This window comes from Halomonas sp. SS10-MC5 (assembly GCF_015992245.1).
Classification (GTDB): domain Bacteria; phylum Pseudomonadota; class Gammaproteobacteria; order Pseudomonadales; family Halomonadaceae; genus Halomonas; species Halomonas sulfidoxydans.
Map to the genome: position 1 here is coordinate 1,591,357 of NZ_CP065435.1, position 19,771 is coordinate 1,611,127.

Annotated in this window: 18 protein-coding genes; 2 read left to right on the forward strand and 16 right to left on the reverse strand. The window is 61.7% G+C overall.

Annotated features, from left to right (window positions below; genetic code table 11):
- Positions 1 to 39: 39 nt before the first annotated feature.
- The 7 genes from I4484_RS07560 to I4484_RS07590 all read right to left on the reverse strand — a co-directional run bounded on the left by I4484_RS07560 (position 40) and on the right by I4484_RS07590 (position 6,227).
- Entirely contained in the window at positions 40 to 393 is a 354-nt protein-coding gene (locus tag I4484_RS07560; protein ID WP_197450349.1) for a RidA family protein, read from the reverse strand.
- Positions 383 to 1,822: an NAD(P)/FAD-dependent oxidoreductase gene (locus tag I4484_RS07565; RefSeq protein WP_197450350.1), complete on the reverse strand. Its 1,440-nt coding sequence runs from the start codon at positions 1,820 to 1,822 to the stop codon at positions 383 to 385. The genes I4484_RS07560 and I4484_RS07565 overlap by 11 nt, the downstream gene beginning before the upstream one ends.
- Entirely contained in the window at positions 1,819 to 2,151 is a 333-nt protein-coding gene (locus I4484_RS07570; RefSeq protein WP_197450351.1) for a (2Fe-2S)-binding protein, read from the reverse strand. The genes I4484_RS07565 and I4484_RS07570 overlap by 4 nt, the downstream gene beginning before the upstream one ends.
- The gene (locus I4484_RS07575; RefSeq protein WP_197450352.1) at positions 2,129 to 3,253 is read right to left on the reverse strand and encodes an FAD-binding oxidoreductase; all 1,125 of its coding nucleotides are present in this window, start codon (positions 3,251 to 3,253) and stop codon (positions 2,129 to 2,131) included. The genes I4484_RS07570 and I4484_RS07575 overlap by 23 nt, the downstream gene beginning before the upstream one ends.
- Before the next feature lie 66 nt (positions 3,254 to 3,319).
- Positions 3,320 to 4,318, reverse strand: a complete 999-nt coding sequence (gene dctP, locus I4484_RS07580; RefSeq protein ID WP_197450353.1) for a TRAP transporter substrate-binding protein DctP — start codon at positions 4,316 to 4,318, stop codon at positions 3,320 to 3,322.
- A gap of 51 nt (positions 4,319 to 4,369) precedes the next feature.
- Positions 4,370 to 5,668 carry a TRAP transporter large permease gene (locus I4484_RS07585; protein ID WP_197450354.1) on the reverse strand — a complete coding sequence of 433 codons (1,299 nt, stop codon included), beginning with the start codon at positions 5,666 to 5,668 and terminating at the stop codon, positions 4,370 to 4,372.
- Positions 5,661 to 6,227 carry a TRAP transporter small permease gene (locus I4484_RS07590; RefSeq protein ID WP_197450355.1) on the reverse strand — a complete coding sequence of 189 codons (567 nt, stop codon included), beginning with the start codon at positions 6,225 to 6,227 and terminating at the stop codon, positions 5,661 to 5,663. The genes I4484_RS07585 and I4484_RS07590 overlap by 8 nt, the downstream gene beginning before the upstream one ends.
- A 141-nt stretch (positions 6,228 to 6,368) precedes the next feature.
- On the opposite strand from I4484_RS07590, the gene I4484_RS07595 reads away from it, so the two are divergent.
- Positions 6,369 to 7,319, forward strand: coding sequence for a LysR substrate-binding domain-containing protein (locus I4484_RS07595; protein ID WP_197450356.1), 951 nt, complete (start codon positions 6,369 to 6,371; stop codon positions 7,317 to 7,319).
- 147 nt (positions 7,320 to 7,466) lie between these two features.
- Here I4484_RS07595 and I4484_RS07600 read toward each other — a convergent pair whose 3' ends face one another.
- The 8 genes from I4484_RS07600 to I4484_RS07635 all read right to left on the reverse strand — a co-directional run bounded on the left by I4484_RS07600 (position 7,467) and on the right by I4484_RS07635 (position 17,344).
- Entirely contained in the window at positions 7,467 to 7,895 is a 429-nt protein-coding gene (locus tag I4484_RS07600) for a thioesterase family protein (protein ID WP_234283520.1), read from the reverse strand.
- A gap of 43 nt (positions 7,896 to 7,938) precedes the next feature.
- Positions 7,939 to 9,519, reverse strand: coding sequence for an indolepyruvate oxidoreductase subunit beta family protein (locus I4484_RS07605; RefSeq protein ID WP_197450357.1), 1,581 nt, complete (start codon positions 9,517 to 9,519; stop codon positions 7,939 to 7,941).
- Positions 9,512 to 11,668: an indolepyruvate ferredoxin oxidoreductase subunit alpha gene (locus I4484_RS07610; protein WP_197450358.1), complete on the reverse strand. Its 2,157-nt coding sequence runs from the start codon at positions 11,666 to 11,668 to the stop codon at positions 9,512 to 9,514. Before I4484_RS07610 ends, I4484_RS07605 begins: the two co-directional genes overlap by 8 nt.
- A 57-nt stretch (positions 11,669 to 11,725) precedes the next feature.
- Positions 11,726 to 13,042: a TRAP transporter large permease gene (locus tag I4484_RS07615; protein ID WP_197450359.1), complete on the reverse strand. Its 1,317-nt coding sequence runs from the start codon at positions 13,040 to 13,042 to the stop codon at positions 11,726 to 11,728.
- 1 nt (position 13,043) lies between these two features.
- Positions 13,044 to 13,568 carry a TRAP transporter small permease gene (locus I4484_RS07620; protein WP_197450360.1) on the reverse strand — a complete coding sequence of 175 codons (525 nt, stop codon included), beginning with the start codon at positions 13,566 to 13,568 and terminating at the stop codon, positions 13,044 to 13,046.
- Entirely contained in the window at positions 13,561 to 14,538 is a 978-nt protein-coding gene (dctP, locus tag I4484_RS07625) for a TRAP transporter substrate-binding protein DctP (protein ID WP_197450361.1), read from the reverse strand. The genes I4484_RS07620 and dctP (I4484_RS07625) overlap by 8 nt, the downstream gene beginning before the upstream one ends.
- A 40-nt stretch (positions 14,539 to 14,578) precedes the next feature.
- A complete protein-coding gene (locus I4484_RS07630) occupies positions 14,579 to 15,670 on the reverse strand; it encodes a cyclase family protein (protein ID WP_197450362.1) in 1,092 nt (363 codons plus the stop codon).
- Positions 15,671 to 15,871: 201 nt separating this feature from the next.
- The gene (locus tag I4484_RS07635; protein WP_197450363.1) at positions 15,872 to 17,344 is read right to left on the reverse strand and encodes a ferric reductase-like transmembrane domain-containing protein; all 1,473 of its coding nucleotides are present in this window, start codon (positions 17,342 to 17,344) and stop codon (positions 15,872 to 15,874) included.
- 112 nt (positions 17,345 to 17,456) lie between these two features.
- Here I4484_RS07635 and I4484_RS07640 point away from each other — a divergent pair, with 112 nt between their 5' ends.
- On the forward strand, positions 17,457 to 18,542 hold the full coding sequence (locus I4484_RS07640; RefSeq protein WP_197450364.1) for a hypothetical protein: 1,086 nt from the start codon (positions 17,457 to 17,459) through the stop codon (positions 18,540 to 18,542).
- 11 nt (positions 18,543 to 18,553) lie between these two features.
- Here I4484_RS07640 and I4484_RS07645 read toward each other — a convergent pair whose 3' ends face one another.
- Positions 18,554 to 19,768, reverse strand: a complete 1,215-nt coding sequence (locus I4484_RS07645) for an MFS transporter (RefSeq protein ID WP_197450365.1) — start codon at positions 19,766 to 19,768, stop codon at positions 18,554 to 18,556.
- Positions 19,769 to 19,771 lie beyond the last annotated feature (3 nt).

A 19,771-nucleotide genomic window follows, 5' to 3' on the forward strand; every position in this document is an offset into this window, starting at 1 on the left:
CAAAACGGCGTAAGAATCAGTTATTATTTGGCAGGTGATTCACTTTTTTACGGCAGCAATGGCCGATATTTCGACCATTAATTCTGGGCTGGCCATCTTGGCCTCTACACAAGCACGCGCAGGCGCACATCCTTCGGGCACCCAGGCATCCCATACATGGTTCATCTCCTCGAACAGCGACATGTCCTTCAGGTAGACGGTGGCTGAGAGTAGATGTTGGCGACTGCTTCCCACGGATTCAAGCAGTGCATCTACCTTGGCCAGCATGGTTTCGGTTTGGCCTGTGATGTCGGCTTTCCTGTCTTCTGCGACTTGCCCGCATAGGTAAATGGTGTCGTTGTGTATGACGGCTCGACTCATGCGAGAGCCGATACCATGGCGTTCAATACGCATTTGGTAATCTCCGTGATGGTTGTTGATCAGTAGCAATATCCGCGAGCTCGCCCAGGGTGAGCGGTTTGATCGGTGGGCGGATGTGGTAGTAGCCGACAGCAGTGACGGGCTGGTTGTTATGGTCGGCCAGCACTTGAGATACAGTCAGACCGCAAAGGCGCCCCTGACATGGGCCCATGCCGGCCCTGCAGAAGGCCTTCGCCTGGTTGGGTCCCTGGCAGCCAGCATCGGCGATGTGGCGAAGCTCCCCCGCCGTGACCTCCTCGCATCGGCACACGATGGTGTCGTCATTGGGGACCAGGAAGGGCTTGGCAGGCTGGTACAGCACATCCAGGAAGGACCGGATGGCTTGTTGCGGCCCCAGACGTCGGCGAATCGGAGCGGATCTCGTATCGCGTTCCGCATCTTCGAACCGATTGAGCTGCATGGCGATCTGCAAAACTGACAGTCGCCCGGCTTCCTCCGCTGCCCGGGCGCCGACAATGCCGCTCGAGTCTCCTGCAACGAAGATGCCTGCTTTCGAAGTTTCACCCCAGGCATCGACACGGGGTGCCCAACACTGCTGGTGCTCATGCCAGCAATGTTCGATATCCAGCGCTCGGGTGAGCTGCACATTGGGTACGACCCCCTGGTGGACCAGAAGGGTGTTACAATCGAACGCGTGGTCTATTCCTATCCGGCGATAACGCACCTTGCCGAGTTGGCCATCGGAATCCGGCTCGGCACGCAGTTCCTCCACACCAGTGATGTGCGGAACTCCCGACCGCTTGAGGGCCCATAGCAGGCCGACCCCCTTGGATAGAAGCTTGAAATTGCGCAGAGCAGCTAGGCTGTGGCGTACCGCACGCCGATAGTTGTCCCGAGGGGTGGTATCCAGCACGGCTTCGATGGGCACACCAGCATGAGTCAGCTGGCTGGCGACCAGCAACAGAAGCGGGCCGCTACCGGCCAGCACCAGCGGTGCCGGCGGGACGAGGGCGCTCGTCTTGAGCAGCACCTGAGCGGCGCCGCAGGTCATGACGCCGGGCAGTGTCCAGCCCGGAAAGGGCACGGGCCTTTCCTGTGCGCCGGTCGCCACCAGCAGTTTCCGGGCATGGACCTGCCGGCTGCGACCATGACGGGAAACGTTAAGCGTCAGATCTTCATCGACCCCCCACACAGTGGTGCCGGGCAGGTAGTCGATGCGTGCTGCCTGCATGGCATCGAAGAGCATGCGACCGTGGTAGTAGTCGTCGCCCAGGATACTCTTGTCGGCCAGTGGTGACCGTCCGATGGCTCGATAGATCTGCCCACCCGCCTCTTCCTGTTCATCAATAAGCGCAGTGTTCAGCCCGAGTCTTCCCGCCTCAGCGGCCGCGGCCATTCCGGCGGGACCTGCACCAATGATGGCGAGGTCATAAAGGTGCTTTGTCTTGTCGTGGTCGCTCATGTCGTTGCCTCCCGGGGAGGCTCATGGATATCGCGGGCACCAACCTGGCGGTGAATCTGCATCCTGTCCTGGACCCTCACCAGGCAACCCTGCTGGTTGGCTACGCCGTCGATCACCAAGAGGCATTCGAAACATGCGCCCATCAGGCAGTAGGGTGCACGCTTGCTTCCGCTGGCTGGCGTAGTGCGGGACGGCATCAGGCCGGCTGCCAGCACGGCTGCGGCTGCAGTATCGTGGCTGTCGACCTCGATGGCATGCCCCTCCACGAAAACCGTTACTGGGTCAAATGATCGGGTGGGCAAGCGTTCAAAGCGTGAAGCGTTCGGCATGAAAAACCTCCATTGAAGGGTCGTGTCGATCGCCGGCAATCCAGTCGGCCAGCGGACCTTCATGGAAGGCCGCCAGGGTCACCCCGCTATGGCAGGTGACCAGGTATGCACCAGGACACTTGGTCGATGCTTGGTAGATTGGGTAGCCATCCGGTGTCATGACACGCAAGGCCCCCCAGGCGCGGACCAGCTTCACATCGCGCAGCAAGGGGAAAAGCCTGACAGCGCGTTGGGCGATCTTGGCCATGACCTCGGTGGTAGTCCCACTGTCGAAGCCTACGTCTTCCTTGGAGTCGCCGACTTGGACGGTGCCCTCGCCGGTCTGACGCACATGCCCGGTGGGATATTCCAGGAAGGGGCGAACTCTTTCCCCTACGAGCACCTGCCCCCGGTTAGGGGACAACGGTGCCGTCAGGCCAACCTGTGGGGCCAGTTCACGGTTGCCGAGGCCGGCTGCAATCACGACCTTTGCGCAGGTCCAGTCGCCATTCGGTGCGTGCAGCCGAAAACCTTTTGACAGGGGCTCGATTTTCTCGACCTTGCCGCCGTTGTCGAACGTGCCGCCCAGAGCCTTGAAGCGTTCCGTCAAGGCGCGTAGCAATAACAACGGGTTGACGTGTCCGTCTTCCGGGCCCCAGGTGGCCCCGGCAACGGTGTCTCCTACCTCGGGGATTTTTTTTCTCACTTGCTGCAGGTCGAGCGTCTCGTAGGGATAGTCCCCATTGGCTGCCTCGCGTATCCTGGCCAGCATGCTGTCGCGGGCCTCAAGCTCCTGTTCTGTCAGGCAGAGGTACAGGCCGCCACGTTGTTGCAGTTGCACATCGATGCCTGTGGCGTCCTGAAGCTGGGCAGCGAAGTTAGGCCACAACCGTGCGGACAGACGTGTGATTTCAGCATATTTCGGCAGGGTGTCTCCTTTACCCTGTACCCATACCAGGCCGAAGTTACCCCTAGAGGCTCGCAGCGCCACATCGCCTTCATCGAGCACGGCGACGCGAAGCCCGTTCCGTTGAAGCCCTAGTGCGACCGCCAGTCCGACCAGGCCGCCGCCTATCAGGCAGACATCGGCGGTACGCGTCCCTTGCGTTGCGGGTTGCGTCATGGTGAATCCCTGCATTTTTCCGTTGGGAGCATTGTGCCCGGCCGAGCGGCCGGGCCATGAAGTGGATTAACGAAGAGCTCGGTCCAGTACATCATTGGCCCAGTCGGCACCAATATCGTCGAGGATGACGGGCCATACTGTCTCGCGGACGATTTTTGCGTGTTCGGCAATCTGTTCATCCGAAACCGAAATGATGGCGGCCCCTGACTCTTCGAGAAGCTTCTCGTTGCGTGCCTGATCGGCCTCGGCGCTCTCCCAGCGATCGTTCTCGAAGCGTTTGGCCGCCTCTGACAAGGCCTCCTGCTGCGCGTCAGTCAAGCTCTCGTACCTGGGTTGATTGATCAACAGGTACCACATTTCGAAGTGGGTATTGAGGGGAAGGTAATACTCCGTCACGTCGCGGAAGGAGGCATAATACCCTTCGGCACCCGACCCCATGATGCCATCGACCACGCCGGTCTGGATGGCGGTAAAGGCATCCGAAAACGGCAGTGGGGAGCCGATATATCCTATGTTGTCCGCCATAAGCTGGAATGACTTCATCGGCGGAACGCGCAGTCGAGCGCCCTTTTCCGCAGTCGGGTCGGCGGCGTTTTCCACCTCGGTATTCAGCGCCACGCCGCCGAAATAAACCGGCCAGGCCCCCAGAACATGTATGCCCTGTTCGGCGTACAACTCCTCGACCGTCTCGCGCATGGGGGCGCCGTCCGAGAATGCGCTTTCAGCATCTTCCCAGCTCTGGACGAGGTAGGGGAGATAGGCCAGCTGAAAACGACGGTCGACTTCGGATGATGGGGGTTGCACCGCCATATCCACCGAACCGATGCTGAGCCCCTCCTGGACCGTGGTGTAGTCCCCCAAAGAACTGGCCGGGTAGAGCCGTACGTTTACCTCGCCATCGGTAGCACTTGCTACTTCATCGGCGAACGCGCGGGCGTCCTTGTCGATTGCAGTTCCCTCGGGACGCACATGCGACAATTGAAGGGTGGCTGCCTCTGCCACGGTGGCGAGGGAGGCTGACACGGCTACAGCGGCCGTCAGGAGCTTCATTGCAGGCATTTTCATTGTTGTCTCCACTCTTGCGTTGCGGGTGTTGCGATCGCATGATGCGACCGTTTAGTAGCCGAACAGTCCGGGAAGGAACTCGGACAGATCGGGCCAGGCTGAAACCAGAATCACGACCGGTATGTAGCCGAACAGGATCAAAGTCATGGCAGGCTTGACCACTTCGGTAAACTTGACCTTGCCGATACGGGCGCCGAGGTAGAGGATGCTTGCATAGGGCGGCGTCACGCCGCCCATGGCGGTATTGACGCCCATGATGGCGGCGAACTGCACCGGACTTACTCCAAGAGCCTCCATCAAGGGAAGCAGCAGCGGGCCGGTTAGAATGATGGCGGTGATATCGTTGACCACCATGCCGATACCGAACAGCATGAGGTTGATCATCAGCAACAGGAGAAACTTGTTGTCGGTAATCTGGAAGATCATCTCGACCAGGGCCTGAGGAATGCCTTCACGCACGAACAGCTGACTCAAAATCAGGCTGAACAGGATCATGATCAGAATCGCGCCGATGGAGGTAGCGGACTCCTTGCCAGATTCGAGAAGGGTGTTCCAGGTCAGGCCACGATAGATCAGGAAGCCAACGGGGAGAGCATAGATGACGGCCACTGCTGCTGCTTCGGTAGGCGTCATGATGCCACCATAAATGCCACCGAGAATTATCACAGGCATCAGCAGAGCTGGGAGCGCTTGGACAGTGCGACGCCCGGCATCGCGGATTCGCTGATCGAAGGCCATCGGCTCGTCGAGTATCAGGTCAAAATTGCGTGACATGACCAGGTTGACGATGCAGAAATTGAGCATGATCAGTAAACCCGGGCCTAAGGTGGCTAGAAAGCTCGCCAGGATAGAAGTGTCCGTCACCCAGCCATAGACGATCATCGTGACGCTGGGAGGAATCAGGAGACCGAGGATCGAGGAGTTCGCTATCAAGGCCGTGGCATAGGCACGGGGGTACCCCTTGCGCTCCATCTCGGGAATGAGGATGGGTCCGATGGCGGCAATACCAGTCAAGCCGCTACCGGAAATGGCGCCGATGATGGCGCAGCTGATCGATGCCATCACGCCGAGACCGCCGCGAATCCTTCCCACGAAGATATTGACGAACTTGAGGAGGCTCGAGGCGATGCCACTGACACTCATCAGTGTGCCGGCAAAGACGAAGAGAGGGATTGCCAACAGGATCGGGTTGGTAAGCTGACTGAACCCCCACATCATCATGCCCCGCATGGAAGATTCGCCAATCATAGTCATCACCATGAGGGCTGCACCAAAACAGTAGGGAAGGGGTACGCCAAGAGTCAGCATCAATATCAATACGGCGAACGCCAGCAGCGCTATCTCAATCATTTTTCCTACCCTTCTTGTTGTCAGTCAGCACTTTGAACTCCTGAACCTCAGTGGTTTCGGGATAATCGGGATCGGTGCCGGAGTGATCTGGAGCCTGACGTATGCCGAACAGGTAGGCGATATTGCGAAGCAAGTGCCACAGGGTAAAGATGATCATCAGAGACAGACCAACCATCAGGGCAGACTCGTAGATGATGGTCGGAATGTAGAGTGTGGGTGTGCTCTTGCCGACTCGTGAGGCATAGCTGAAATAGTCCCATGCCCAGGTGGCTAGCCAGATCGAAACCACTACGCTGATAGTATCAGCGAATGCCTGAAGCAAGGCTTTTGCCCGATCTTTCTTCAGGAAGATGTCAAGGACATTGGCTCTGATTTGAGTGTCTTCACGCGAGGCGTTGACACTCCCTAACATGTAGAGCCAGAGGGTGGGGATCAGCGTGGCCTCCTCAAGCCCCATAACAGGTATTTCGAGGAGATAACGCGTGACCACCTGAATGAACTGACTGCCTGCCACCAGAATGATCAGCAAAGTCAGGGAATAACGAAAGAAACGTTCCATAAGGCCTTCTCGCGTGTTGTGTTTGTCTGCCAGGGCCGTGAAGTAGCTTCAACGACATCTTGGAGGTCGCCACGTATAACATCAAATCATTTGTACGCATCTTTTGATAACATAGTGTTTTCAAGTTTTTGGAGAGTTCGCATGCCGAAGCTGACTTACCGGCAGATTGAAGCCTTTCGGGCCGTCATGATCAGTGGTACGACCAGCGGAGCGGCTGAGATGCTCTATGTCTCCCAGCCGGCTGTCAGCCGCCTGCTAGCTGACTTCGAGGAGACGGTCGGGGTAAGGATGTTTGAGCGCCGTCGGCGTCGACTTGTCCCCACACCGGAGGCTCGTTTCTTCTATGAAGAGGTAGAGCGGGCCTTCGTTTCGCTAGAGAAGCTCTCTCGTGCTGCGGAGGAACTCAGAGAGTTTCACCTGGGATCGTTGCGCATCGCGTCCATGCCTGCCGTGTCGGTAGAGTTTCTCCCGGCTTTGACCGAACAGTTCTGTCAAGCGCATCCCGGTGTGTCAGTCACCCTTCAGGTTCGCAGCACGCAGCAGGTAGCCGACCTAGTGGCCAGCCAGCACTTCGATCTTGGGGTGATATCGGGTATAGAACTCAGCGATCCGGGTATTGAGGCAGAGATTCTTGCCGACAGTCGTCTGGTCTGTATCTTGCCGCCTGAACATCGGCTGGCCGACTGCAGGGTCATACGACCGCGAGATCTGGAGGGGGAGATATTCGTGTCACTGGGCTCGGAGCAGAGTATTCGCCACAAGATCGACAGCGTCTTCGAGCGCGAGGGCGTCAGTCGGCAATTGATGATCGAGACCCAGTTGGGTTATGCCGCTTGCGCCTTCGTACTAGCCGGGAGCGGCGTCTCCCTAGTTGATCCCATTACTGCTTGGCACTATCGGCGACTCGGCATCATTGTGAAGCGCTTTGAACCGAGAGTACCATTCCGGTACAGCATTATCTTTCCCAAGCAAAGGGGGCAGTCCGGTCTCACAAGATCCTTCTTGGAGCTCCTCGATCACTCGCTAGTTAAACTCGAAGAAGAATCCGCGGGGATTTTCGAGAGGGAGGTGCCACCCTTGAAAACCGAGTAGGCTGGTACCAAGGGTCTATAGTAGCTTCGCTGATTTTCACACATGAAGAGTGCGAACCGAGGCCATCACGCTATTGGCATAGCCCACGGCCGGTTGCCAGTGAGCGGGCGGGGTTGATGCCAAGTGCAGTGGCCGTGTTCGCTCTTCTCAGGTGTCGTTTCGCGAGAAGTGCTGGCGCATGGTCTCTGGCCAGGGCAGGGGCCGACCGGTCGTCAGGTCGATCAGCACTACGGTTACCTGGCATGTCAGGCGGTTCTGTTCCTTGCTCGTGGCGGTGATCTCGAGCTTGAGGCTGGTTCGTCCCGCATGTAACGGGACAAGGTGGAAAGCCAGGTTTTCACCCAGCCGGCTCGGTGCATGGAACTGAGTCTCGATAGCGACCGTAGGAACGCTCCTTCCCGACGCCACAAGCTGGTTGAATCCGCTTTGCACCACCTCTTCGAACCAGTCTTCGACGGTGGCATTGATCATCTCGAAGTAGCGCGGGTAAAAGACGATGCCGGCCGGGTCGCAGTGTTCGAAGCGTACCTTGCGTTGGGTGGTGTAGGTCATGTTCTTGTTCTCACTCTCGCTCATGTTCAGCCCTCGAGATGTCGTCCCGGTTGTCACCATTTAATTCCTAGAGCTGTTTCACGGCGATGCGTGAAGTGTCGACTTCCTGGTGCATTTCCGGCTTCCATTCACCCACGCTGCGCTGCAGGGTTTCTCCCTTCTCGTCGGCCAGAGCCGCATCGCGAAGCTGGCGCAGGCGAGCGGCGGCATCCGGTTCACTGCCGAAGCGTTCGAAGGCCAGCATTACGGTGTTGAAGCTGGCCAGGCCGCGCTGATGGGTGTCGCCATAGCCTTTCACCAACCCCTGTGCCTTGATGACCTCCAAGGCCACATCCGGGGAGATGGCGAGCGCGCGATCGACCGCGGCCAGCCAGGCCGCGATGCGCTGCCACTCATCACGATAGCGTAGGGTACGCCTGCGCCAGCGCCTCAGGCTCGCCACGCTCAGCAGCAGTAGAAATCCTCTCAGCCGCTGGGGGCTGATGCGCCGCCCGTGTTGGGTCGCCTTGGCCAGTGGCCGGCGCACCCAGTTGGTACGCATCACCCAGCTCCCGAAGGCGGCCGGCAGGGTGTCACAGATCTCTTCGACACGCGGATGCATGAATTCGGCGGTGTAGACGAGCTGCTCCGGCTCGGCCTTGATCTCATTGCGCACCCGGTCTTGACGGCTGCGGCGGATCTTCAGGTCGGCGACTCGAATGGTGTCCTCGTAGCTCATCCACAGCGCCAGGTGGCGGGCCAGCTCGCGTAGAAGGGGTACACGCTGCTCTTCTGCTGCTGGCATGTGCTTTCTGCGCTCCTGAAGCAGACGCAGGTACTCTCTGGCGTATTCGAGATCCTGATAGTCGATCAGGCGCAGCGCGCCCTCGCGCACCACTTGACGCACCGATTCGGGAAAGCGACTGCCGATCTCGGCCAGCATGGCGTCGAGTTCCGAGTCGCCGGCATTGGATGAGGCTTTCGCTTCTCTGGGGGTGGTGTCGCTCGGCGCGGCATGGGGTTCTGCCCCCTGTGCCTGCTGGTAGCTTTCGTCGAAGGTGCGAAGGCTCGCCTCGACCCCGATGCCGCCGTCGCGTATCGCCTGCTCGAACGCTTCGCGAGGAAAGGGCAGCGTCTGGCTGCCGGCCAGGGCACCGAACAACACGGCACTGATCACGCTGCCCTGGCGGCGTGCCGTGGCTTCCATGTCGAACTCGATGAAGCGCCGGGCATGCCGGCGAAGCTGCTCGCGTATCGGCTCAGGGTCGAGAATGCCGTTGCCCATGGCGCTCTTCTCGGTGATGCCATAGACCCGGTGGCTGGAGGCAATCACCGTGCTGCGGTCCGGTGTCACGAGCCCGCGCTCCAGGGCACGGCCCGCCTCCATGAACTCGGCGGCCAGGACGATATCGACATCGCCCGGCGAGGGCATCAGCGCCAGTACCGGTGCCTGGCCGGCGCGTTCGGCCTCGGCTTCGGGAAAGAGTTCCAGGTAGTAGATAGTGGCCCCCGTGCGCTGGGCGACGCCGGGCACCGAGGTAGCCTGGGCCAGATAGCCATTGCTCTCGGCCAGGTGGACGATCCAGTCGGAGAGCACACCACCGCCCTGGCCGCCCATGGCCATGATGGCCAATGTGATCGGTCGTGTGGCTGCGGTCATTTCAGGCATGGGTCTCTCCGAATGATTGAGCGGCTGGAGGCAGAGGAGATAGGCGTTTCTCGTGCCATGCCTGCAGGCGTTGGATGATGCCCTGGCGCCAGCGATGCTTCAGGCGATCCCAGCGGTTGGGGTGGCTGATGACATCGGCGCGATAAAAGGAGGGGCAGAGCACGGCGGCATGTGCCGCCTCGCCACACAGGCCACAGCCCACGCAGGTATTGTCGACCTGGGCGATGGGATGCTCACGCAACGGATCGGGATTGGGCTGTATCGAGAGGGAAGGGCAGCCGGATATGCGGATGCAGGCGTGGTCTCCGGTGCAGGTATCGCTGTCGACGCCAAAGCGCTGGCGAACGGTGCGTTTGCCCTCCTTGAGGGCCTGGCGCACCTTGGGCTTTTCGCGCCGCTGCAGGTTCAGCATGCACTCCGACTGGGCGATGATCACCTTGGGACCCTTGGCCTGAGTGGTCAGCGCCTCCGTGAGCGTTTCCTTCATGCGCTGCACGTCGTAGGTGCGGTCGATGACCCGCACCCACTTGGCGCCCACCCCCTTTACCGCTTGCTCGATGGGGATATTGGTATGGCGGATGGGGTTTTCGGCGCGTGAGGAGGGCAGGTCCTGCCCGCCGGTGGCCGCCGAGTAGAAGTTGTCCACGATCAGCAGCACATCGTCGTCGCCGTTGTAGACGGCATTGGCCACACCATTGGTCAGGCCGTTGTGCCAGAAGCCGCCGTCGCCCATCACGCTGATGGCGCGCCCGCCCTTGGAACCGTGAAAGGCCGACGCCGCGGAGGCGCCCAGGCCGTAGCCCATGGTGGTATTGCCGATGTTGAAGGGGGGCAGGATCGAGAACAGGTGACAGCCGATATCGCAGCTGACGTGACGCGGCCCCAGCTCGCGTTCGACGAGCTTCATGGCGGTGAAGATGGGCCGTTCGGGACAGCCGGTGCAGAACCCGGGCGGACGGGGCGGCAGGGTGGGGGCCGCTTGGTCTGGGGCGGGAGCCGCCTCGGTGTATGGCAGCAGCTCAGGTGCGGCGGCGGTGAGGAAGCCGCGCAGGCCCTCCAGCATGACCTTGCCGGTGTATTCACCGGCCTTGGGCAAGACATCCTTGCCATGCAGCCGCGTGTCGAGATCGGCACGACGCAGGATACTGGCCAGTGCCTGCTCCAGGTAGTCGGGCTGCCCCTCCTCGATCATCAGTACGGCACGCTTGTCGGCGCAGAAGGCAGCTAGTTCACTGTCCACCAGCGGGTAGGTGACGTTGAGCACATGCAGGGGAATGCGGCTATTGCCGAAGGTGTCGGCCAGGCCCAAGCGCTCGAGCCCGCGGATAACGCTGTTGTAGAGCCCGCCCTGGAGTATCAGCCCGACCTCGGCATGCTCGCCGGGAAAGGTCTCGTTGAGGCCGTGCTCCTGTATGAACTTGATGGCGGCCGGCCAGCGTGCGTTAACCTTCTCGTGCTCGTGTTGAAAGCTGGCCGGGGGCAGCACGATGCGGCTGGTGTCGCGAACCGGATTGGCCAGGGCCTCGTCAATGGTAAAGCCGGGTGATCGGTTGTCCTGAGTCTGGAAGCGTCCGTGCACATGACAGGCACGGATACGCAGTTCCAGCATCACCGGGGTATTGCTGGCTTCCGATAGCTCGAAGCCCATCTCAACCGCCTTGACGATGGAGGGCAGGTTGGGGCGCGGATCAAGCAGCCAGATCTGACTCTTCATGGCGAAGGCATGGGTACGCTCCTGCATGATGCTCGAACCGTCGCCATAATCTTCCCCGACAATGATCAACGCGCCACCGGTCACGCCTCCCGAGGCCAGGTTGGCCAGTGCATCTGACGCGACGTTGGTACCCACCGTGGATTTCCAGGCCACGGCACCGCGCAGGGGATAGTTGACCGAGGCGGCCAGCATGGCGGCGGCGGCGGCCTCGCTGGCGTTGTTCTCGAAATGCACCCCCAGCTCTTCGAGAATCGGCTGGGCGTCATGAAGCACATCCATCAGATGAGAGATCGGTGCACCTTGGTAGCCGCCAACATAAGCGACTCCCGACTGCAGCAGCGCCTTGGTGACGGCAAGAATGCCCTCGCCGTGGAAGGTTTCGCCTTCGCCGAGGCGCAGCTTCTTGGTTTCCTCGACAAATGTTCTTTCAGCCATTGCGGAGTCCTCGTCGCTTGGGGCGCTTGGCCCTCGGCGTGAGTGTTGTCACAGGGTTCACTTCATCAGGCTTGGCAAGCCGGTAGCCAGCCAAGGCAGCGCAACCACCAGCGCCAGAACCAGCATCTGCAGAAGCAGAAAGGGAAGGGCGGCCTGGTAGACTTGGGTCAGGCGGATACCGGGTGGAGCGACGCCCTGCATCACGATCAGCAGCAGCCCGAAGGGAGGGGTCAGGAAACTGATCTCCATGGCGACGAGGAACAGTACGCCGATCCAGATCGGGTCGATGCCCAGGCTCGCGACGAGCGGCATGAAGAAGGGCAGGGTAATCATGATCATGCTGATCTGGTCGGCAAAACAACCCAGTACCAGCAGCACCAGCAGCATGCCCAGCACGACCATCAGCGGGGTCAGTTCCCAGCCGGTCACCACTTTCAGCAGTCCATTGGTGGCGCCGGAGAAGGAGAGCAACTGGGAAAACGTGGTGGAGGCCACCAGCACGAACAGAATCATGACCGAAACCTTGGCCGTCTCCATCAGCGATTTGCTCAGCGCCTCCTTGGTCAGACAGCGATAACACAGGGCCGCTAAGGTGGCCGCGACAGCGCCGAAGGCGGCGGATTCCGTCGGCTCGGCCCAACCGGCCAGCAGGCTGCCCACCACGGCCACGAAGATACCACTCAGAGGAAGGACATAGACGCAGAAGGGCTGCCAGCGCTGCCAAGCGGTGAGGCTGTGATCGCCGTCATCCGCCGGTGCCAGATCGGGATTCCTCGTGCAGCGGATCATTACATACATGAGCACGGCAGCTCCCATGAGGATGCCGGGGATGATGCCGCCAATCAGCAGTTGCCCGATGGAAATACCGGCCAGACTGCCGAGGGTCACCGCCAGTGCCGACGGCGGTATCAGCATGGCGATACCGCCCACTGCCATGATCGGTCCCATGGCAATGGAAGGGTGGTAGCCCCGCTTGAGCATATCCGGCAGCAGCGAGCTTCCCATCATGGCGGTGTTGGCGATGCTCGACCCGGAGAGGGTGGCGAAAGCGGTGCCGCCAAGTACCGAGACGATGCTCAGGCGACCGGGAACGCGCTTGATCAGCCGCTCGATGGCGGTAATCGCCTTGTAGGCGAGGCCTGTATGGAACAGAACCTCGCCCATGAGTACGAAGAGAGGGATGGGTATCAGCGAGAAGCTGGTGATGGCTTCAGCGCTATTGCGTGCCATCTGCATGATACCCATCTCGCCGCCCATGAAGACATAGGCACCGACGAGATTGATCGCGATAAAGGCGAACACCACCGGCAGTCCTAGGGCCATGAGGAGGATAAGCCCACCTACCAGCAGCAGTAGTGCTGATTGCCACTCCATGTCAGCTCTCCCGTGGCGTAATAAGGCACCAAAGGCGGCGCAGGAACTCGAGGGTCAGCAGGGCGAAGCAGGAGGTTGGCAGGATGAACGTCCACCACTCGGGAAAAACGAAGGATTTGTAGACCATCGAGCCTCGGCTCAGGTAATCGCTACCGGTAATCAGCAGGTAATGGCCAAAGCCCAGGCAGACCAGGGCGCCGAGCAGGTTGATGCCCATTTCCAGATATCTCCGGTATGCCTTTGGTAGCGCCTGCTGTAGAAGATCGACCCGCACGTGGGCCCCGTGATAAAGCACCCAGGGGGCTGCCAGAAAGGTGGCGGCAGCAATGGCATATTCGCTGCCTTCCACCGTGCCGTAGATCGAGCCGAACCCCAGGTTTCGGCTCAAGACATTGAGCACAATGACAATCGACACAACGCCGATAATGATACCTGCGGCGAGGCCGCAGGTTTGCATGATGTAATGATACGCCTTCGACAACGGTGAACGTGCGACTGGCTTATCGACAAGAGTGGTGTCATTCACTGTCCAGAATCTCTCTCAAGCGCTCGGCGTTCCCGGCATGTTCTTCTGCCAGCCGTTCCCACTGCACTCGATAGGCCATCTCCAGGTAACGCTCGCGCTCCTCGCCCTCGAATTCGATGGTCTCGATGCCGGCTTCGGCCTGACGACGCTCCTCCTCTGCGTTGATCTCTTCGTTGAGAGCGTTCTGCTCCTCCAGCCAGATCGCCTTTTCGGTGAGGTAGTTACGCTGTTCGTCGGTGAGGTTGTCCCAGGTGTCCTGGTTCACCAGAACGCCGACCTCCACGTGATAGAAACCGGGGTCGACGCGGTAGCGGGTGTGCTCCTGCCAGCCGAGGTCGAAGATGCCCTGGATGGGCCAGCCATAGCCATCCACCGTGCCCCGCTCCAGCGCGGTATAGACCTCGCCGGGCGGAGTCTGGGCGGCTTCGCCTCCCATTTCCTCCACGAAAGCGCGATACACCGGCGTGATGCGCATGCGCAGACCGTTGAGCTCCGGGCTGCTGATCGGCTCGTTGAGGTACAGGTGGTAGCGATTGCCATAGTTGGTATAGGCCAGGTAATGCACGTTCATCTGCTCGCGCCACATCTCTTGTAACTGCTCGAAACGGCCCGTTTCCCGTAACTCTTCGGGGGAGTAGCGCGTCAGGTTGAGCGCATGGGCGGCCGGCAGTGAACTGGTGTAGAACGCCGAGGTAACAAACGCCATGTCCACCACGCCGTTGCTCACCGCGTTGCCTACTTGAAAGGGGGGCATGGTCTCGGGGCCACCGATGAAGTCGATGTCGATCGGTGCCTCGGTATCGTTCTCGATCTCCTCGAGAAACATCTCGAAGGTGTGCGGGATGGCTGTGCCGGGAGTGAAGGCACTGACGGTGCGCAGGGTTGCCGTCTCGGCCGAAGCCTGACTCATCAGTCCCAGAGAGACCAAGGCGGTGCCGAAGGTAATAGGCCAGCGGATGTTGCGCTTCATTGTGTATCTCCGTTGTTATTGTCGTGAGGGGTTCGCGATGTCAGTCGCGTGTCGGTGTACCGATGGCAACGGGTCTGACCGGTGCCTGTGCGGCTCCCTTCGTCACGGGAGGAAGAATCATGGTGCACGAGGTCCAGACTCGATCCGCGGCCAACTCGTCCAGCCGCGCATTTTGAATTTGATAGATGCCTGATTGCGTCAGGTTGTAATGGTGGATGGCAAAGGGCAGCCCATCCGGAACCCCTTCAGGGATTGCCTCGCCCGTCAGCATTCCTTCCGGGGCGGGGTCGGTGAAGGGGTTGTCCAGGGCGACCAGCACAATGGCCTGTTCCTCCAGCCACTCCACGGTATCGAAAGCCAGCCCAGGACCCTGGGCATAGTAACGCTCGTCGTCGTTGTTCCAGAGCTTGCCCCAGCCGGTATGGATGTAGAGCACATCGCCGGGCTGCAGGCCGCGCCAGGCGAGTCCCTGGGCTTCGATCATGCCTTGGAGGTCGTCACGAGTGATCAAGTCGCCGGCTGCGAGTGGCTCGCCCTCGTTGAGGTAGGCCGCGGCATCCAGCAACACGGCAGAGGTAACGATAGGTGGCAGATTCTCGAGTCCGAGTCGATCCAGGGGGGCCTCGGGGGCCGGTTTCACCTCTTCCTGGGTGAAGCCGCCGTAGTAACGCAGCGCCTCGGAGGGAAATTGCCCTTCACCGTTCCAGGGCTCTGGAAGATGAGCGAAATGGCCGAGCCCGTCGATCTGGGTGCCCTGCCCGCCGATGTTGCCGTTGATCGATTCGGTATTGAATCCGTGACGAGTCCCCGGAATGCCGCTGGAAGGGTCGAAGCGGTTACTTTCCGGTTCGGCGAAAGGAGATTGCGGCATCGACGCGCTGCGGGGATAGGCCAGCTCGTATGCCTGTGCTTCGGGCTGCATGAGGTGACTGGCACAACGCTGCCAAGTGCTCGGACCTTGGGTATTCGCCATGCCGGCTTCATCACCATCCTGCCAGGGAGGCAAAGGCACCTGTTGAGCAGCGTTCTCTCCTTGATTCTGCTGCTCGTTTGGCTCAGCCGCCAAAGGCAGGGAGGCAGACAGTACTGCCATACAGATGGCCGAAGGAACTGCTGACAAGCGGGCTTTCATTGTCATTGTTACCTAGCTTGTTGTTTTTTAAAAAATTACCTTACCTGTCTCGTCACACTTTGCAGCGAGATGGCCATCTCAGACTAGAAAGGAATTCGTGATAGTTCAAGGTTAAAGTTTCAAGCTTGAAGATTTTCTTGTTAATAAAACCTGCAAGTCTTTGCTCATGTCTGGGGCGCGTAGCCGAGCGCTCCACACTGCTCAGCTAGCGGCCAGGGCGAACATCGCCACCCCCAGCGCCAGGCCGGCGCCGATGGCGGCAAAGCGGCGGGTGCGGCGGCGATCCTGGCGCGACGAACCGGCAGTGTAGTCGAAGCGCTCATAGAGGATGCGCCGCATCGGCATGCCCACGTCGAGAAGCGCGTCCGAGACCGCCGTGACCATCCCGCCGGGGCCGCACATGAGCACGACAGAGCGTGCCAGGTCGAGCCCTTCGAGAAGCGTTGTCAGCCGTTGCCGATCGAGCCGGCCGACCTCGCCGCGGTAGTCGGGGGGGGAGCTCTCGGAGAGCAGGAGCACGTGAAGGTCGAGACGCGTGCGGGCCGCCTCGATCTCGTCGAGGCAGGCGAAGTTCGCCGGGGCGCCGACGGCGTAGGCGAGCCGCACGGGACGTCGCTCGCCCCGCGCCAGTATGTCGCGCAGCAGGCCCATGATCGGCGCGATGCCGACCCCGCCCGCGATCAGGATCACGGCCTCGGCGTCGCTGCCCTCCAGCACGAACTCGCCGTAGGGCCCGTCGAGCCCGATCGGCGTACCGGGCACCAACGCGCCCACCGTGCTCGTGAAGTCCCCCACCTCCTTGATGATCAGCCTGGTACCGGGATCGAGGGGGCTGTCGGAAAGCGAGAAGGGGTGATCCAGGAGCGGAAACCGTCGCCGCCCGACGGTCAGCCAGACGAACTGGCCGGCGCGGTAGATCAGGGGTGGCGTGCCGGGGGCGGGCTCGACATGCAGCTGCCACATCCGGTCGGCGACCCGCGAGACGCTGGCGAGCCTCCACGGGTGCCGGTGCAGCTTGAACCAGCGCCAGCCATAGAGCACCCCGACCACCGCTGCGACAGCGACGCCGGTGGCGAGCCAGATCGGCGGCAGCGGCGAGGCGGAGGTGAACCGGCCGGCCGCGAAGGCATGGTGCAGGCTGCCCGCTACCGCCAGGACCCCGAGTGGCAGGTGCGTGGCCCGCCAGGTCTCGTAGCGCCACGGTAGTTTCTCGCGAAGCAGCGAGGTGGCGAGCAGCAGCGCGAAGGCGGCCCAGGCCACGACCCCGCTGCGGTAGTGGGGCGAAGTCAGGTAAACCGCGAGTCGCTCGCGCCCCAGCGCCGGTGCGTCGAGCCAGGTGGGCAGCACGTAGAACAGCGGATGCAGCACCACCGCGACCAGTACCCACCACGCCGCGATCTTGTGGAACGCCATGATCTTGTCGATGCCGAGATGGCGCGAGACGCGATCGAAGCGGCCCGAGGTCACGAACTGCACCGCCATCGCGACGACCGCAACCATGCCGAGGGCCGCCGCCGCGTGCTCCCACGGGTCGGCCGGCGCGGCGCGGCCGAACAGCGCCACCGCGAGCGGCAGCAGGACGACGCCGAGGTAGAGGGCTGCAAGCGCGGGCCCCGGCAGGCGAACCGCATGGCGGCCGGTCTCATGGGAGGTGCTGTCTTTGGGGTCTGTCATTGTGTTTCCGAATGTAAGCCCCTCGTCTATGATCGAAGATAGACCAAACCCGGACGACACGGGCCTCGGGCGTCCGTGGCAACAGGTCGCAGTGCAACAGGAAGGGGACCCTATGTTCAGCCAGTGTATCCGTCGTATTGCCGTCATTGCGACGCTCGCCTTGGCATCTCCTGCCCTGGCGCAGAATGATGACGCCGCGCTCTCCGCGATCGTCGAGGCGTGGCTCGCGGCGCCGCACGGCGACTACCGGTCGCCGGCGTTCACGTACTGGAATGCGGAAGGCGAGGTACCGACGAACTGTGCGGCCTGCCATTCCCAGCCGGGTTTTATCGACTTTTTGGGCGCAGATGGCAGCACGGCGGGCGTCGTCGATGCCCCGGCGGCAATCAATGCGCCCATCGGATGCGCCTCCTGCCATACCACCGCCGCGCATGAGCTCGACGCGGTGACGTTTCCATCGGGCGTCAGTGTCGCGGCGTTGGGCGGGTCGGCGGTCTGCACGGCCTGCCATCAGGGGCGTGCGTCCAGCGACACGGTCGCCGCACGGGTCGAGGGCCTCGACGAGGACGCGGTCGTCTCCGAGCTCGGCTTCATCAACGTGCACTATGCTGTCGCGGCGGCGACGCTGCACGGCGCGCACGTTCGCGGCGGCTACCAGTATGCCGGGCGCGACTATGTAGGGCGCTTCCCGCACGTGCCGAGCGCGAGCAACTGTACCTCCTGCCATGATCCCCACACGACCCGGGTCGCCACCGAGACGTGCCTGAGCTGTCACCGCGGCGTCGACGAGATCACCGCGATCCGCACACGCCACGGCGACTTCGACGGCGACGGTAACACCGCCGAAGGCATTCACGGCGAAATCGAGACCCTGCGCACCCGCCTCGGCGAAGCGATCGTCCGCTATGCCGAAGAGGTCTCAGAAAAGCCGATCGGCTACGCCGCGGATACCTTCCCCTATTTCTTCGCCGACAGCGACGGAAATGGCGACATCAGCCCCGACGAGGCCATCTTCCCCAACCGCTACCAGAGCTGGACGCCGCGCCTGCTGAAGGCGGCCTACAACTACCAGTTCGCGAAGAAGGACCCCGGCGCCTACGTTCACAACCCCGGCTATGTATTGCAACTGCTTCACGACAGCCTCGCCAGCCTGGCGGAGCGCATCGAGGTGGAGGTGCCGGCGCAACGGCGCCAATGACGGGCACCTGGTTACCTCTCGATATGGTGATAGGCCTCACCCGCGTCGCGCAAGACAAGCGCCCGGCGCGCCTGGCGAATCAGCCACAGCCCGAACAGCGAGATTCCTCCCAGCAGGGCGAAGAGCGGGGTGTAGCGTCCGACCAGGCCGTGCAGCAGGGTGACCAGCGGTAACCCCAGCAGGACACCGCTGTAGGTGAACACCAGGCAGCCGCCGGCGGCGTCGGCGATGCGTTCGGGTGGGGCCAAATGGGCGATCTCGGCCATGAAGACACCGTTCCAGCCCAATGAAGAAAGGCTCAGCAGACACAGCAGCGTGACCACCAGCCACTGCGGCCAGGCCGGCGTCATCAAGGCCACGAGCAAGGCGCCTGCGGTGGTCGTGCAGGCAATGATGGCGAGCGTGATCAGACGGTCGCCCAGGCGATCGCCGACCCAGCCCCAGCCGATGCGCCCCACCACACCGCTGACCTGCACCGCCGACATCACCAGGCCTGCTTGCACCAGGCCGAAGGCGAGATCCTCGACCAACAGGGCCACGGTGAAGGCCGAGACCGATAGCTGGATAGCCGAGAAGCACAGGCTGAACAGGGCGACATGGCGCAGCGCGCGCTGCCGCCATACCAGCAGTAGGCCGGCAAAGGGGGTGACGAGCAGTTGGGTACGCGGTTCTCGCTGGTCGTCCCACGCTTGCCGTGTGCGCTGAAGGGCGAGAATTCCCCCCGCTGCCAGCGCCGTGAGCGTGAGCAGGCCGGCCTGCCAGCCCACCGTCAGGGCAAGTGCCGGGGCGCTGGCACCGGCCAACACCCCGCCGAGCGGCACGCCGGCCTGCTTGAGCGAGAAGATCAGCCCGCGATGCTCGGCTGGGGTGAAGCGCACCAGCAGCACCGAGGCGGAAGGATTGGTCATGCCGTAACCCAGCCCGGCAATCAAGGAAGACAACGCGAAGACCGGCAGCGATGGAATGGCCAGCAGGGCGGCCGCGCTGCCCAACAGGCCCAGCGAGAGCTGACTGGTACGGCACGGGCCCAGGCGTCGGGTCAACGGCCCGCCGATCATCGCTGACAGCATGGCGCCGGCGAAGATCAGGCTGACCTGCAGGCCCACCGTGGCCGAGGAGACCCCCAGCGCTGCTGCCAGTTCCGGGGCGATGGCGGCAGGAAACAGGGCCACCAGCGAGGAGAAGGCCAGCACCAGGGTGGTGGCCAGCAGGACGATCAACGGCACGAT

What these genes read in the sequence shown, in the direction of transcription:
- I4484_RS07560 (WP_197450349.1), bottom strand. Translation starts at nt 393, where the DNA reads ATGCGTATTGAACGCCATGGTATCGGCTCTCGCATGAGTCGAGCCGTC.
- I4484_RS07565 (WP_197450350.1), bottom strand. Translation starts at nt 1,822, where the DNA reads ATGAGCGACCACGACAAGACAAAGCACCTTTATGACCTCGCCATCATT.
- I4484_RS07570 (WP_197450351.1), bottom strand. Translation starts at nt 2,151, where the DNA reads ATGCCGAACGCTTCACGCTTTGAACGCTTGCCCACCCGATCATTTGAC.
- I4484_RS07575 (WP_197450352.1), bottom strand. Translation starts at nt 3,253, where the DNA reads ATGACGCAACCCGCAACGCAAGGGACGCGTACCGCCGATGTCTGCCTG.
- dctP (WP_197450353.1), bottom strand. Translation starts at nt 4,318, where the DNA reads ATGAAAATGCCTGCAATGAAGCTCCTGACGGCCGCTGTAGCCGTGTCA.
- I4484_RS07585 (WP_197450354.1), bottom strand. Translation starts at nt 5,668, where the DNA reads ATGATTGAGATAGCGCTGCTGGCGTTCGCCGTATTGATATTGATGCTG.
- I4484_RS07590 (WP_197450355.1), bottom strand. Translation starts at nt 6,227, where the DNA reads ATGGAACGTTTCTTTCGTTATTCCCTGACTTTGCTGATCATTCTGGTG.
- I4484_RS07595 (WP_197450356.1), top strand. Translation starts at nt 6,369, where the DNA reads ATGCCGAAGCTGACTTACCGGCAGATTGAAGCCTTTCGGGCCGTCATG.
- I4484_RS07600 (WP_234283520.1), bottom strand. Translation starts at nt 7,895, where the DNA reads ATGAGCGAGAGTGAGAACAAGAACATGACCTACACCACCCAACGCAAG.
- I4484_RS07605 (WP_197450357.1), bottom strand. Translation starts at nt 9,519, where the DNA reads ATGCCTGAAATGACCGCAGCCACACGACCGATCACATTGGCCATCATG.
- I4484_RS07610 (WP_197450358.1), bottom strand. Translation starts at nt 11,668, where the DNA reads ATGGCTGAAAGAACATTTGTCGAGGAAACCAAGAAGCTGCGCCTCGGC.
- I4484_RS07615 (WP_197450359.1), bottom strand. Translation starts at nt 13,042, where the DNA reads ATGGAGTGGCAATCAGCACTACTGCTGCTGGTAGGTGGGCTTATCCTC.
- dctP (WP_197450361.1), bottom strand. Translation starts at nt 14,538, where the DNA reads ATGAAGCGCAACATCCGCTGGCCTATTACCTTCGGCACCGCCTTGGTC.
- I4484_RS07630 (WP_197450362.1), bottom strand. Translation starts at nt 15,670, where the DNA reads ATGAAAGCCCGCTTGTCAGCAGTTCCTTCGGCCATCTGTATGGCAGTA.
- I4484_RS07635 (WP_197450363.1), bottom strand. Translation starts at nt 17,344, where the DNA reads ATGACAGACCCCAAAGACAGCACCTCCCATGAGACCGGCCGCCATGCG.
- I4484_RS07640 (WP_197450364.1), top strand. Translation starts at nt 17,457, where the DNA reads ATGTTCAGCCAGTGTATCCGTCGTATTGCCGTCATTGCGACGCTCGCC.